At 41.2% G+C, this 13,865-nt stretch carries 17 protein-coding genes; 1 reads left to right on the forward strand and 16 read right to left on the reverse strand.

Annotated elements, in window-relative coordinates; translation table 11 throughout:
• Positions 1-10: 10 nt before the first annotated feature.
• The 7 genes from HF078_RS14500 to accB all read right to left on the reverse strand — a co-directional run bounded on the left by HF078_RS14500 (position 11) and on the right by accB (position 5,671).
• Complete coding sequence (locus tag HF078_RS14500) at positions 11-247, reverse strand: exodeoxyribonuclease VII small subunit (RefSeq protein WP_169291796.1); 237 nt, start codon at positions 245-247, stop codon at positions 11-13.
• The gene (gene xseA, locus HF078_RS14505) at positions 240-1,595 is read right to left on the reverse strand and encodes an exodeoxyribonuclease VII large subunit (protein WP_169291797.1); all 1,356 of its coding nucleotides are present in this window, start codon (positions 1,593-1,595) and stop codon (positions 240-242) included. Before xseA ends, HF078_RS14500 begins: the two co-directional genes overlap by 8 nt.
• 84 nt (positions 1,596-1,679) lie before the next feature.
• Positions 1,680-2,555: a bifunctional methylenetetrahydrofolate dehydrogenase/methenyltetrahydrofolate cyclohydrolase FolD gene (gene folD / locus HF078_RS14510; RefSeq protein ID WP_169291798.1), complete on the reverse strand. Its 876-nt coding sequence runs from the start codon at positions 2,553-2,555 to the stop codon at positions 1,680-1,682.
• Positions 2,556-2,582: 27 nt separating this feature from the next.
• Positions 2,583-2,984 (reverse strand): transcription antitermination factor NusB, encoded by a 402-nt coding sequence (gene nusB, locus HF078_RS14515; RefSeq protein WP_169291799.1) that lies wholly within the window; start codon positions 2,982-2,984, stop codon positions 2,583-2,585.
• 379 nt (positions 2,985-3,363) lie between these two features.
• A complete protein-coding gene (locus HF078_RS14520) occupies positions 3,364-3,768 on the reverse strand; it encodes an Asp23/Gls24 family envelope stress response protein (RefSeq protein WP_060666325.1) in 405 nt (134 codons plus the stop codon).
• Between the two features lie 21 nt (positions 3,769-3,789).
• Positions 3,790-5,142 (reverse strand): acetyl-CoA carboxylase biotin carboxylase subunit, encoded by a 1,353-nt coding sequence (gene accC / locus HF078_RS14525; protein WP_169291800.1) that lies wholly within the window; start codon positions 5,140-5,142, stop codon positions 3,790-3,792.
• Between the two features lie 16 nt (positions 5,143-5,158).
• A complete protein-coding gene (gene accB / locus HF078_RS14530; RefSeq protein ID WP_169291801.1) occupies positions 5,159-5,671 on the reverse strand; it encodes an acetyl-CoA carboxylase biotin carboxyl carrier protein in 513 nt (170 codons plus the stop codon).
• A gap of 1,100 nt (positions 5,672-6,771) precedes the next feature.
• On the opposite strand from accB, the gene HF078_RS14535 reads away from it, so the two are divergent.
• Positions 6,772-7,749 carry a nuclease-related domain-containing protein gene (locus tag HF078_RS14535; protein ID WP_169291802.1) on the forward strand — a complete coding sequence of 326 codons (978 nt, stop codon included), beginning with the start codon at positions 6,772-6,774 and terminating at the stop codon, positions 7,747-7,749.
• A gap of 64 nt (positions 7,750-7,813) precedes the next feature.
• Here the strand turns inward: HF078_RS14535 and HF078_RS14540 are convergent, their stop codons facing one another.
• From HF078_RS14540 to HF078_RS14580, 9 genes are all read right to left on the reverse strand, one after another.
• Positions 7,814-8,467, reverse strand: coding sequence for a SpoIIIAH-like family protein (locus tag HF078_RS14540; protein WP_169291803.1), 654 nt, complete (start codon positions 8,465-8,467; stop codon positions 7,814-7,816).
• Positions 8,468-8,470: 3 nt separating this feature from the next.
• Positions 8,471-9,139, reverse strand: a complete 669-nt coding sequence (gene spoIIIAG / locus HF078_RS14545) for a stage III sporulation protein AG (protein ID WP_169291804.1) — start codon at positions 9,137-9,139, stop codon at positions 8,471-8,473.
• 6 nt (positions 9,140-9,145) lie between these two features.
• Entirely contained in the window at positions 9,146-9,769 is a 624-nt protein-coding gene (spoIIIAF, locus tag HF078_RS14550; protein WP_169291805.1) for a stage III sporulation protein AF, read from the reverse strand.
• 12 nt (positions 9,770-9,781) lie between these two features.
• Positions 9,782-10,954: a stage III sporulation protein AE gene (gene spoIIIAE, locus HF078_RS14555; RefSeq protein WP_169291806.1), complete on the reverse strand. Its 1,173-nt coding sequence runs from the start codon at positions 10,952-10,954 to the stop codon at positions 9,782-9,784.
• A 27-nt stretch (positions 10,955-10,981) separates the two neighbouring features.
• Complete coding sequence (gene spoIIIAD, locus HF078_RS14560) at positions 10,982-11,371, reverse strand: stage III sporulation protein AD (RefSeq protein ID WP_082380912.1); 390 nt, start codon at positions 11,369-11,371, stop codon at positions 10,982-10,984.
• Positions 11,372-11,387: 16 nt separating this feature from the next.
• On the reverse strand, positions 11,388-11,591 hold the full coding sequence (spoIIIAC, locus tag HF078_RS14565) for a stage III sporulation protein AC (RefSeq protein ID WP_060666334.1): 204 nt from the start codon (positions 11,589-11,591) through the stop codon (positions 11,388-11,390).
• A 365-nt stretch (positions 11,592-11,956) separates the two neighbouring features.
• The gene (gene spoIIIAB, locus HF078_RS14570; RefSeq protein WP_168864690.1) at positions 11,957-12,472 is read right to left on the reverse strand and encodes a stage III sporulation protein SpoIIIAB; all 516 of its coding nucleotides are present in this window, start codon (positions 12,470-12,472) and stop codon (positions 11,957-11,959) included.
• Positions 12,469-13,401 (reverse strand): stage III sporulation protein AA, encoded by a 933-nt coding sequence (spoIIIAA, locus tag HF078_RS14575; RefSeq protein WP_169291807.1) that lies wholly within the window; start codon positions 13,399-13,401, stop codon positions 12,469-12,471. Before spoIIIAA ends, spoIIIAB begins: the two co-directional genes overlap by 4 nt.
• Positions 13,402-13,478: 77 nt before the next feature.
• A complete protein-coding gene (locus tag HF078_RS14580) occupies positions 13,479-13,760 on the reverse strand; it encodes a YqhV family protein (RefSeq protein WP_169291808.1) in 282 nt (93 codons plus the stop codon).
• Positions 13,761-13,865: the final 105 nt, after the last annotated feature.

Genomic DNA, 13,865 nt, shown 5'->3' on the forward strand with positions numbered 1-13,865 from the left:
ACTGTGACAATTAAGCTTCATCCTCCTGTACTTGGAATGACTCCAATTCGCCGTTTTCTTTTAATATCTGCTCCATCTCTTCCTCTACAAGAGAAAGCTTGTCATGACAAAGCTTGGACAATTTCATTCCTTCTTTGTAAAAAGAAATGGCTTTTTCTAATGGAACATCTCCTTCTTCAAGTTTTTCTACAATGTTTTCCAAATCTTTCATTGCTTCTTCAAATGTAACTTCCTTTTTTTCACTCATTTCCTTTTCGCTCCTTCACTTCTTGTATTTCACATTCTAACCGGCCATCTTGAAGGTGAACTTGAATGGTATCTCCTTTTTTTGCCTGATTCACATTTTTTATAATAGTGCCATCTTCCTGGTACGCAAGGCTGTAACCCCTGTTCATGATTTTAAGTGGACTTAAGGCGTCCATTTTGGAAAGTTTATGTTGAAATTCCCATTGTTTCTTTTGGAGTGTTTGTTGCATCTGCCTCGTTAACAATTTCGTTTGCTGTTCAAGTGTAAGTTTATCTGCTTCCCATTGCTTTTTAGGATGGTTTCTAGCAAGCCTTCCCGCAAGTTGCTCCCACTTATCATGTTTGCGTTCTGCCATTCTTTTCATCGCCATTTCTAAATTATCCATGGTACGGTCCAGGTCTTGTTGCTTTTGCGCATATAGATTCTTCGGAAACCTGAACGCATACGACTTTTGTAAAGCTGTCAACCTGTCCTTGTAATGTTGCATTAGCTTGTTGGAAGCTCTGTGCAACCGGAATTTACGGTCGGAAAGGCGCTCCATTAATTCGTTAATATGTGGAACAGCTAATTCTGCCGCAGCTGTTGGTGTAGGAGCACGCATATCCGCAACGAAATCCGCAATCGTAAAATCTGTTTCATGTCCAACTGCTGAAATAATCGGTAGCTTTGACGCAATAATTTCTCTAGCTACGACTTCTTCATTAAAAGCCCATAACTCTTCAATCGAACCTCCACCACGCCCAACGATAAGTACATCAAGTTCAGGAAGTTTGTTGGCGGTTTGAATAGCCTTAACGATAGATGGAGCGGCATTCACACCTTGGACGAGAGCAGGGATAACAAGTATTTTCGTAAGTGGATATCTCCTTTTCAACGTGGTGATGATGTCTCTGACAGCAGCACCTGTTGGTGAAGTGATCACTCCCACAGCACGCGGGTATTTTGGCAGCGTTTTTTTATAGTCAGGAGAAAACAACCCTTCCTGGGAAAGCTTCTTTTTCAGCTCCTCATAAGCTAAAAACAGACTACCAACGCCATCTGGCTGCATTTCTTTTATGTACATCTGATAGGACCCATTTGCCTCATAGACCGTTACTTCACCACGAACAAGGACCTTCATCCCTTCTTGCGGTTTAAAGGCAAGGTTGCGATTCTGCCCGGCAAACATGACTACTTGGAGTCGAGCGTTTTGGTCTTTGAGGGTAAAGTACATATGCCCTCTGCTATGTTGCTTGAAATTGGAAATCTCCCCTTTCAGCCATACATCTTGCAAATGAGGGTCCACATCAAACTTTCTTTTTATGTATTTTGTTAAAGCAGTAACTGTTAAGTACCTGCGTTCACTCATATTAGTTAACTCCTTTTTGAAGCGTGGTGATACGAAAAAAAGACGGAAGAACCTTAAGTCCCATCCATCTTCTAAGATACCATATTAACTGGAAAACGTCTTGTTTTCACACGCCTCGTTTTGTGCTGATTGTAACGTATTGTGCAATAACATCGTTATCGTCATCGGACCGACCCCTCCAGGAACAGGTGTGATATAGCTCGCTTTTTCTTTCACCGCTTCAAAATCTACATCTCCACACAGTTTACCTGTCTCAAGTCTGTTGACACCTACATCAATTACGATTGCGCCATCTTTTACATATTCAGGCCCAATTAGTTTTGCACGCCCAACTGCAGCAATCAAAATATCAGCCTGTTTAGTAATGGATGCCAAATCCTTTGAACGAGAATGACAATATGTGACGGTTGCATCCTCTTTTAGAAGCAATTGGCCAACCGGTTTGCCTACTATATTACTTCTTCCGATTACCACAACATGCTTACCCGAAATGGAAACATCAAGTGACTTAATCATTTCAACGATCCCATAAGGCGTACAAGGTAGAAATGATTTCTGATTAATCATCATTCTACCGATATTGACAGGATGAAACCCGTCCACATCTTTACTAGGGGAAATATGTTCAATAACAGCCAGTTCATCAATATGATCAGGCAAAGGTAATTGCACTAGAATGCCGTGCACAGAAGCATCACCATTAAAATAAGTGATTCTTTCCAACAATTCTTCTTGCGTAATAGAACTTGGATATTCTTCCAAAATGCTTTTAATTCCAGCTTCCTCGCATGCTTTCTCTTTCGCTCTTACATAAGATTGTGAAGCAGGATCTTGTCCTACCAAAATAACAGCCAAGCTTGGTTGGATATTCTTTTCCATATGTAGCTCAGTAACCTTCTCTTTAATAAAAGCTCTCTTTTCCTTTGCAAGATCTTTACCTGATACTATAACTGCTGACATGAATAGCTCCCCCTTTTATGCTACTACTTATGCATTATTTTCAATGGTAGTTTTTACTTTAGAAAGGACTGCATTAATAAATCCGCTTGATTTGTCATCACCAAATGTTTTAGCAAGTTCTATCGCTTCATTCATGCTGACATTGACCGGAATTTCTTCAACAAACATCATTTCAAAAACAGTCATGCGAAGAATGGTGCGGTCCACTGTTCCAAGACGGTCAAGTGACCACTTCTCCAAATGGGATTTCAACGTGGAATCGATTTCTTCCTGATGCTTTTTCGTGCCAAACACGATACTGCTTAGGAAATCATCTGGTTTTTCCCCTTCTTCTAATACATTTGTGATTGCTTCATCAGGCGCAATATCACTTAAATCCATTTGAAAAATGGCTTGAAGCGCCTTTTCTCTTGATTCACTACGTTTCATTGTTCGATCTCCTTATCGTGCCTATACTAGTATAAAAAGATAATAGCACATTTTTATCAAAAAACACATGTTTTTCATTCGTTTTTTAGCTAAATTACATACAAACTGATTATGTTTTCATTAAATGTTCGGAATTAACCGTTTTCACATTTGCTCTGGGGGAGCTCAAAAGGTGTCATTCTTCTATTTAATAATGTCAGTTTCATCTTTACCGAGATAATACCCTACTATACTTTTCAAGAAAGTCTAGTTAAAAGTAGCGACTAAAATTGTACCTAATTATATGAGGGAACACAAGGGAAACTTGGCATGGTTACTTACCTCAACAAAAAAATTGTAGACACCCATCTATTGAGAGTGCCTACAAGGTGACGTACTATTAAATTTCTTGTTCTACTTCCACTTCATTCTTTTGTGCTTCAAATTGTACGCCGACAACATGAATATTGACTTCTGTAATTTCCAAAGCAGTCATATTCAGCAACGCTTGACGAATGTTGTCTTGTACTTTTTGTGCAACAGTCGGGATAGAAATGCCAAACTGCATCACACAAAATACATCCACTTTGATGCCTTCTTCGGAAAGGTCTACTTTTACACCTTTACCGTGATTCTTTTTCCCAAGTCTCTCTACCACACCAGCAGCAAAGTTACCGCGCATCGCCATAACACCTTCCACTTCGGAAGCAGCAATACCGGCAATAACTTCGATGACTTCAGGAGCAATTTCAACTTTGCCAAGTGAGTTGTTGTTTTCCATTTCCAATAAGTTTCTTTCGGTCATAATTAACCCTCCTAATAATAGTTAAGAATTCATGACATCATATTTCTCAAGAAATTTCGTATTAAAATCCCCATCTTTGAACTTTTCGTGATCCATTAATTTTAGATGGAAAGGAATCGTAGTATGAACGCCTTCAATAATAAATTCGCTTAACGCACGTTTCATTCGTGAAACAGCTTCTTCACGTGTTGCTCCATATGTGATTAGCTTTGCCACCATGGAATCGTAATATGGCGGTATGCTGTAACCAGGGTAAACTGCCGAATCCACTCGAACCCCAAGACCACCTGGCGGAAGATACATCTCAATCTTTCCTGGAGAAGGCATAAAGTTCTTTTCTGGATTTTCAGCATTGATACGGCACTCAATCGACCAGCCGTTGAAAACAACATCTTCTTGCTTAAGAGATAATGTTTCACCAGATGCAACCCGTATCATTTCCTTGATTAGATCCACCCCTGTCACCATTTCCGTAACAGGATGCTCTACTTGGATACGGGTGTTCATTTCCATGAAGTAGAATTTTCTATTTTGATAGTCATAAATAAATTCTATCGTACCTGCACCCATATAGTCCACTGCTTCAGCAGCTTTTACTGCCGCTTCACCCATTTGAGCACGAATTTCTTCATCCAAAACAGGTGAAGGTGTTTCTTCTACAAGCTTCTGAAGACGGCGCTGGATGGAACAATCACGCTCACCAAGGTGAATCGTATTACCATGACCATCTGCCATTACTTGAATCTCAACGTGACGGAAGTCTTCAATGAATTTTTCCAGATACACACCAGGATTACCGAAAGCAGTTGCCGCTTCCTGTTGCGTAATCGAGATACCCTTTTTCAATTCCTCTTCATTTCTTGCAACACGGATACCTTTTCCGCCTCCGCCTGCCGTTGCCTTAATGATAACAGGATAACCGATGTCATTAGCAATGGAGATGCCATCGTTGATGTTCTCGATGATCCCTTGGGAACCAGGGACAATCGGCACACCAGCTTTACGCATTGTTTCACGCGCCACATCTTTCGTTCCCATTTTGCTGATTGCTTCTGGACTTGGTCCTATAAATGTAATGTTACACTCACGGCAAAGCTCAGCAAAATCCGCGTTCTCTGCAAGGAATCCGTACCCAGGGTGAATAGCATCAGACGCCGTAAGTTTTGCCACGCTGATGATGTTGGTAAAATTAAGGTAGCTGTCTTTTGAGGTTTTTGGCCCTACACAATATGCTTCATCTGCCAACTGCACATGAAGGGATTCTTTATCCGCTTCCGAATAAACAGCCACTGTCTCAATATTCATTTCTTTACATGCACGAATAATTCGTACAGCAATTTCTCCTCTATTGGCAATCAATACTTTTTTTATCATAAGTGTCGCCCCCTCCTTATATTGTTTTTACAAGGAATAAAGGTTGACCATATTCTACTAATTGGCCATTATCAACCAAAACCTCGACAATTTCGCCTTTGACTTCTGCTTCAATCTCATTAAACAATTTCATCGCTTCTACGATACAAACGACAGAGTTTTCGCCCACTTTATCGCCTTCCTGTACGTATGCCGCTTGATCAGGTGATGGAGAAGCATAGAATGTCCCCACCATCGGTGATGTAATTTTATGTAGGTTTGCGTCTTCCTGTTTTGGTGCCGCTGTTTCTTGTTTCGCTTCAGCTGCAGGTGTTTGAGCTTGCTGAGCTGGAGCTTGTGGTGCGGCCTGTGGTACTTGTTGTTGCGGTACTGCCTGTGGTGCTGGAGCAGCTACTTGCGTGCTCACGACAGTTTGCGCCGCATTCTTTTTCATATTAATTTTGGAACCTTCATTTTCATACGTGAATTCATCTATATTGGATTGGTCAATCAACTTAATAATTTCTCTGATTTCTTGGATCTTTAACATATTTCGTTCACTCCTCGGTCCTATTGATGATTAGTTGCTGCATTGATGTTGCCTGCTGTTGCCTAGATGTTGCTATGTACATTTTAACAAAATAGTTCATATTCATCATACGATACAAGCTTACGAAATTCAACTAAAAATAGTAATAGATATTATTACCTAGTGCTAAGTTTGGTTGATTCGGGTTGTTACGTAGATGGGTGGATGAAAACGCTTTAGTTATTATTATAGGGGATTTTAATTGTGGTGGATAGGGGGAGTGTTGGAGAATTGGGGTTAATGGCGAAAGGTTTTACTCATGTTGTTGCTTTTGAGCTGGGAAATTGTTTGCTTCTTTGGTGACTTTGCAGAGTGTCCGAAGTTTTGCGTTTTTTGACCGAAGTTTTCCAGAAGTTGACCGAAGATTTTGCATAGTTGACCGAAGTTTCAGGAAAGTTGACCGAACCAATTTTTCAAGTGACTGAACACCATGAATTTTTGTCCGAACAACTAGGCTATTTTGTCCGAACGCTATTCTAATTTAGGACTAAAATGTCCGAAGTCACGAATAATTTGTCCGAACCACTTTTAACAAGAACTAAGAGAGCTATTTTCTATAGTTTTTCACATATTTCAAAGTCATTTTCCATAAAAATCAAGCAGCACCCTGTCACCAATGTGTGATTTTGGCTAAAATGTCCGAAGTTTTCCGGAAGTTGACCGAAGATTCTTGGAAGTTGACCGAAGTTTTCACATAGTTGACCAAAGTTTCAGAAAAGTTGACCGAACCAATTTTTCAATTGACCGAACACCACAAATTATTGTCCGAACGCCCTGACCTAAGTGTCCGAACACCTGTCCAGATCAGTATCAAATTGTCCGAACGACAAAGTAATTTGTCCGAACCATTTCACACACCCCCAAAACACCTCTTTTCTTAAGTTTTCCCGTGAATTCCCGACAACTTTGCACCAAAAGTTCAAAAGATTAATTTGCTAAAAGCTTTCTAATAAAACCCACCCCCATACAAAAGATTCCCAGAAAATTTGACAAGTTTTGCAGGAAAAACTACTTCAATGTCAAAATAGTAACATCTCAAAGAAAAAAGGAGTTGTATGCCTATGATCATTTTGAAAGAACGCGAAATGTCTTTAAAAATAAAAGTGTTAGAAGCCTTAAGTCGGCGCCTCCCACATTCTCACCCCATATTGCCGAAAATAAAATCAGATCTTGGGAAAAACATAGCTGGTTTTAAAGGAGAAGAATCGCTTAATTACTATTTGGAACTGTTACCCGATGCAGAGGGAGAGTTTTATGTTTTACAAGATATAAGGCTACCTTTTAAAGGACATCACTTTCAAATTGACACACTATTAATCTTTCCTACTTTTTTCCTCATTTTAGATGCGAAGTATATGAGAGGAACCCTCGAGTTTGACCCGGCCTTCCAGCAACTCATTCAAAAAATCACCGAAAATGAAGTTGATAAAACTATCACCTACTCCGATCCCATTATCCAGGTACAAAATCAAATCACTAAATTCAAAACTTGGTTAAAAGACTATAAAATCCAGCCTGGTCCTTGTGAACGTTTAGTAGTCATTGCGAACTCAAGGGCAGAGATTAAATGTATTTCTCACCCCAATCTCGTTAAGAACATGGTAGTTCGCAATTCAGGGGTTGAAGCAAAGATTACAAAGTTCACTAAAAAACACACTAAAGTAATATGGGACGCTAAAGGGGTTCGTAAACTAAGCTCCCTCATAATAAAGAAGAACGAGCCTGTCACCTCTATTAATTTGGAGAAAGACTATGGAGTATCTCCAGAATGTATATTAAAAGGGGTGCAGTGCCAGAAATGTCTTCATATAGGTTGCGAGAGAATTTTTGGTTCTTGGTTGTGTCAAAAATGTAACAACACTTGCAAGGAGGCACACATCAAGCTACTTCAGGATTATAGGCTGTTGATCAACCCTACTATCACTGTTTCTGAGTTTCAGAAAATAACTGGAATTAAAAACGAACGAACTGCCAGACGTTTATTGCTTTCATCAGATCTATCGTACTCAGGTAACACCAGTCAAAGAGTCTATTTTTAATAAACCAAAACAAAAAACCGAAGCCCCAACAATCACAGGGCTTCGGCACCTTGCCTATCTTATATTATTCGCCGCCTTCTTCCGTTACTGGTGGGAAGTCGAATGCGATGTCTTCGTTACGTACGTCTTTGAATTCTTGGCGTACCATATGGTAGATGTCGTTTGCCATTTGTGGTGAGTGAGCGGCTGTTTTGACTGTTACTCGGATTTTGCCGTCTGTCACACGGACAAGCGCATCATCTACATCCTTATGGGAACGGATGGTGGACTCTAGGATTAGTTCTTTTTCAGAGATTTGTGCAAGTTCGTTGTATTGGTCAACTGCTTTGGAGATTTCTTCTGCTGGTAGATCTGTACTTGCCATCATTTCTTTTAATTCTGCACGGTGTGCACTGCGAAGGTTTTCCAGTTCATAGCGCATTTCTGCTAGTGTCTCGTCAGAAGAGATATATTTTACTACAGCACTGCCATCTTCCTCTGTAGCTTCTTCGCCTTCAACGCCTTCCGTACTTTCAGTTCCTTCTTCTTCATCAGTACCAGCTGCTTCGCCTTCTTCACCGCCATGATTCTCTGCGGATTCAGTGGCTGCTGGTTGTTCTGTGGCGTCATTTGCCAGTTGTTCGCCGGCTTGTTGATCACCGATAAAGTAGTAAGCAGATAGGACAAAAACGAGACTTAACATAGTTAGTAACCAAACGGTTTGTTTTTTTAATAACATGGATTATTCCCCCTCGGATTTTTTTGGAAGTACTGCTACTTTGTGCTGTGGTACGTCTAGCACTCTGGTGACAGCGTCCAAAATCATTTGTTTTACATGTATATTTTCAGCGCCCTGTGCTACAATCAGAACTCCGCGTATGACCGGTTTTTTGGTTTCGGATACGACCGGAATTTCTTGTTCATTTTTCCTGATGACGAGGACTTGTTCTTCTTCTGAGGTATCAGTGACATCGCGTTTCCCACCTTGCTGGTCAGTTTCGACCGTTGTTTGCTGTGAGGTGGTTTTGTTTGTCTGAAAGACTTTCTTTTCGGAGGCATCGATATTTACGACGACAGATACGTCATTAACTCCGGTGATTGCCTCGAGTGCGTCTTTCAGCTGATTCTCAAAGCTTGCCTCGTAATCAGAGATAGTAGAAGGTGCGTTGGCATCGTCATTTTGTCCAAATACCGGTTCATCTTTCGGTTCTTCCTGTTTCATGGCTGGCAGAACCCCGCCGCCAGGAGAAGTTGCACTGTCTCCTCCAAAAAACAGATTTCCAAATAAGATGAATCCTACACCAAGGACGAGTATGACCGTCATGTATTGGTATTTTGCTTTTTTATCTTTTGACTGATTGGTAAGCAGAGATTTTAGCCATGGAATGAATGCTTGATTTTTCTTTTCCACCTTGTACTAATCCCCCCCTTCGACTGCTACTGAAATATTGGTTGGTTGTAGTTGCCAACGATCTGCTAGGAAATTTGCTATTTTTCCTTCTTCTTTTGAGGAAGGAGCTGGTTCCTTTTGTCTGGAGGTGTCAATTTGAACAGGTTTTACAACTTGAATGGCTGTCTCGTCTTCCGCTTGTTCCAGTAGAATCACAACGGATTCTATATTTTCTTCAATAGGCAATTCGGTAAGCTGGTCCTCATTTTTCACGACAACTCGCAAGTCTTTCACGGTTACACCATAGCTTTCTCTCAACTCCTCCTCCACATCTTCTTTCATTAGGACAGCCGCTTTATTTAAAATGTATGCAGCATGGGAGGCTTGTATTTCTTTTTTCTTCATTTCTATTAAATTTTCTGTGTTTTCTTTTGATGTGTAGGAAGAATGCGTAGTCATTTTGGCAAAAAGTTCATCCATATCTGTGGAAAGGAGCTTCAGGATGGGGGTGAGAATGACGACAATGAGTAGAAGTCCAATCACTAGTTTCGTATACTTTTGCATGGAAGAATTCGGAAGCAACATTTCTACTACTGTTGCTAAAAGAATAAATAGGATGATACTGGTGATCCATTCTGTTAAGTAACTCATTAACTCTCCCCCTTACCTGACCATCACGGTAATATTTCCTGCTGCTATGATGACCGTGATGCTTAAGAAGAACATAAAGGAGACAATAGCCAGGGCAGCAAAAATGTAAATGATACTTTTGCTGATAATATCGAGACATTTTATGACGGTACCGCCACCCAATGGTTGGAGAAGCGCCGCAGCAAGTTTATAAATTATAGCAATAGATAGAATTTTCACTGCCGGGAAAGCAGCCAATAGAATCAAAGTCGCCACTCCAAGAATCCCCACTGTATTTTTTAACAACACTGAAGCAGTAATCACGGTATCTGTAGCGTCTGTAAACATTCTGCCTATTACAGGAATAAAGTTACCGGTCACAAATTTTGCGGTACGAATAGCGATTCCGTCTGTCACCGCTGCCGTTGCACCTTGGACAGAGATAACACCCAGGAATACCGTTAAATAGATTCCTAGGATTCCGATGCTTACATTTCGGAGTAACTGTGCAAGTTGGGTGACTTTGTAATGTTCACTTAGCGTACTGACAATGCTTAATATTGCTGAAAGAAACAACAGTGGAAGCACGACATATTGAATAAGCAGGCCGCTGGTATTCATTAAAAAAAGAATAATAGGATGGAAAAATGCTGCCGATACCAATCCACCTGATGAAGCAATTAGAGCGATAAGGAGTGGCACTAAAGCGATGATGAACCCTGTCATGGCGGTTATTGCTTCTAGAGTGTAAGAGATTACGATATGAAAACTGTTGAGGGCGATGATGATCAGGACCATGAACACAACACTATAGGCGACTTTACTGACTGTTTTTTGCTCAAAGGCATTTTGAAGCGTTTGTAGGAACATGCTGAAGATGGTGAGTAAGATTAGACTGCCCAGCAGTTTGCCGTTTGCCAAGAGTTCATGAAATAAGTATTTCAGGAAGCCTTTTGACCATTCTTCCAAGGAAAAGGACTTGTCCCCTTTTACAAATTCCATGAATGAGCCTTTTTGGCTTTCTGGCAAAAATCCACCGTACTCTTCCATCACTTCTTCCCAGTACACCTTGATTTCCTCTACATCAATTCCTTCTATTTGTTCTGTTACTAATTCTGACGGCGAAGAGGGTGAGGCTTGTACTATTTCAAATGGAATGAACAGTAGAATCAACACGGCTGCAATGATTGCAAGAATGAGTTTCATTGATATGCTCCCCTCTGAAGGTTCATTTTAAGAAGGAATAAGATTAATGATGGTTTCAATGATGACGGTCAAAATAGGAATGGCCATTGCCAAAATTAATATTTTCCCGGCCAATTCGATTTTGGATGCGATGGCTCCTTGGCCGGCGTCCTTTGTGATTTGTGCACCAAATTCTGCGATGTAGGCGATTCCAACAATCTTCAGAATGGTTTCGACGTAGATCAAATTGACATTGGCATTAATCGCAATCCTCTCAAGCATCCTAATAACATCAAACACTTGCTCTACTAAAAATAAGAAAATCGCACAGCCGACAAATACCACTAACATAAAGGCAAATGTCGGTTTTTGCTCTTTTACTACTAATGCAAGAAAGGTGGCGATTAAGCCAAGACCTACTATTTGGAGAATCTCGATAGGTCAACACCCCTTATCATTGGAACAGGAATACCGATTTTATCTTCTTGAAAAGATCGTCGACGATGCTTGCTACCATAAAAAGAATGTAGATGAATCCGAGTAGGGTTACCCAGTGTGCGTATTCTTCTTTGCCGAGTTGTTTTAGCACGGTGTGCAGGAAGGCTACAACGATGCCGATGCCGGCGATTTTAAATATTACGTCTACTTCAATGCCCATGGACGCTCCTCCTATTTTTTACGGTTTGCTTTTGGGGATTTCTCGTAAGTTTAGTTGTTAATTTTCGCTGCAGCGGCTCGCTTTCCGCGGGCGGTCCGGGAGCCTCCTCGGCTTTCGCCTGCGGGGTCTCCCCTGTCCCTTCCTCCCGTAGGAGTCTCGCCGCTTCCGCTACAATCAACTTGTTGCGTTTACGCCGCTGTTCCTTTCCGCAAATGACTTCGCTTTCCGCGAGGCGACCTTGAGCCTCCTCGGCAAGCATGCGGGGTTTCAACATTGTGACTACTCCCCCGCTGGAGTCTTGTCATTTGCTCCAATCCACAGCCAAAAACTTCAATAATAAACAGTACCTTCTATTTCTCGTCCTGCTAAATCAATAAAATCACCAGCAGTAATCCTGATAGGACTCCGAGGCTTTTGACCATTCTTTCGTAGCGGTTTTGTTTGTCGCGGGCTTCTAGTTCTTCGCGTTCAAGGTGGGTTAGTGCCAGTTGGATGTGCTTTTGTTGGGTGTAGCGATCGTGTTGGCCGAGTGTTTCGCCGAATTGTTTCATGATTTCGAGTTCGGCCGTTTTATAAGCGGTGTTTTTCCAAACATCATCTAAGCTTTCTTGCCAGGCTTCTTTTACTGTAAGACTTGCTTTATCTAATTTATTAGCGAAACTTTCAAAAAACCATGAAAGTGGTTTTTCCAATTGCTTGGAGATGTTTTTGGTCGCATCCGCAAGTGGAGTGTGACCATACATGATTTCAGCTTCAAGCGATTGCAAGGCTACCTTTAATTGTCTAAGTTGTCTTGGCCTTTCTGTCAGGTGCCTTGCTGCTTCAAAACCTGCCCAGGAAGTTGCCACGAGAATTAAAACTGCTCCAACTAATTTGATCATCTTCTCACACCCTCTTCCCGGAAGATCTCTTCCCCCACCTCATTAACTATTCTCTTAATGGACCCTGGTCCATTGGATCTGGTCAGTTCCACGAACCGTTTAACTGCCTGGTATGATAAGATTTCCCTAAGACTAGGTCTGCTTTTTAATTCATCAAAAGAAAAAGCATGAACCGACATGAGAAGCCCCACTCCTGCATGGACGGCTTCCATCACTGCCTCACTGTCTTCCATTCTTCCTATCTCATCCACGACGATGACATCAGGGCTCATGGAGCGAATCATCATCATCATGCCTTCTGCCTTTGGACAGCCATCAAGCACATCAACTCTTTGTCCCAAGTCATGCTGAGGAATTCCATGCACACAACCAGCGATTTCAGAGCGTTCGTCCACAATCCCCACTTTGAATGATGCCACTCGCTTTTCCTCACAGCCTGAGCTCATCATCCTTGCCAGATCTCTTAATAATGTTGTCTTTCCTGTTTGTGGCGGTCCAATTACCATTGTGCTTAACCATCTACCTTTTTCATAAAGGAATGGAATCAGAGGTTCAGCAACTCCAATCTTTTGCTTGGCAATACGGATATTAAAGGAGGAGACGTCACGGATAGCCTTCACTTTTCCCTGTTCTGTAATCACTTTTCCAGCTAGCCCAACACGATGTCCCCCAGTAATAGTGATATATCCACGCTTGAGCTCCTCTTCCAGTGCATAGATGGAATGCTTACTAATTTTGTTCAAAATGTGAATAGCATCCGTTGGCGTCACTGTATACGGTGGGAAATGGGGGTTCCCATCTATCATTAATTCCAGGGGGCGATTTACGCGAACTCGGATTTCTTCCATTCTCTCCAGTAACGGTGGTGGAAGTGTATCAATAACACCGGTTATTTCCGGCGGTAAAACAGTCGTAATACTTGCAAACATACAGATCCCCTTCTTGTCCTATTATTACTTACAATGTATGCGGGCCTGGACAATATATAACAATGGAATACATTTTCTCATTTATAGATGCCAAATAAGATAAACCCCAACCCAATTGCTATATAAATCATTTTTGAAAAGGAGATCTCATCAGCCATGCTAATTAGACCTATCATCATGGTGGAAATAAAAATGAGGGGCCCTACAACAGCTAACATCGAATTCACCACAATTGCTTTTTTCACATCATTTAGACTGAGCATGATGATGGCAGCGGTAATTTCTAATAACCCGGAAAAGATTCGAATCCCTGCCATGGATAGAACGGACGGGTCGAAATGACTTAATATTTTTCTCATGATCCTTTTGTCCTCCCTCTTGCAGCTACACAATTAGAGCATCTTGTACAACCTATGCGAAGGATATAAAAAGAAGAAGTGAATTAATTTGAAAGGAATGAAGTA

It is taken from the genome of Bacillus sp. RO2 (assembly GCF_012911845.1).
Classification (GTDB): domain Bacteria; phylum Bacillota; class Bacilli; order Bacillales; family Bacillaceae_I; genus Sutcliffiella_A.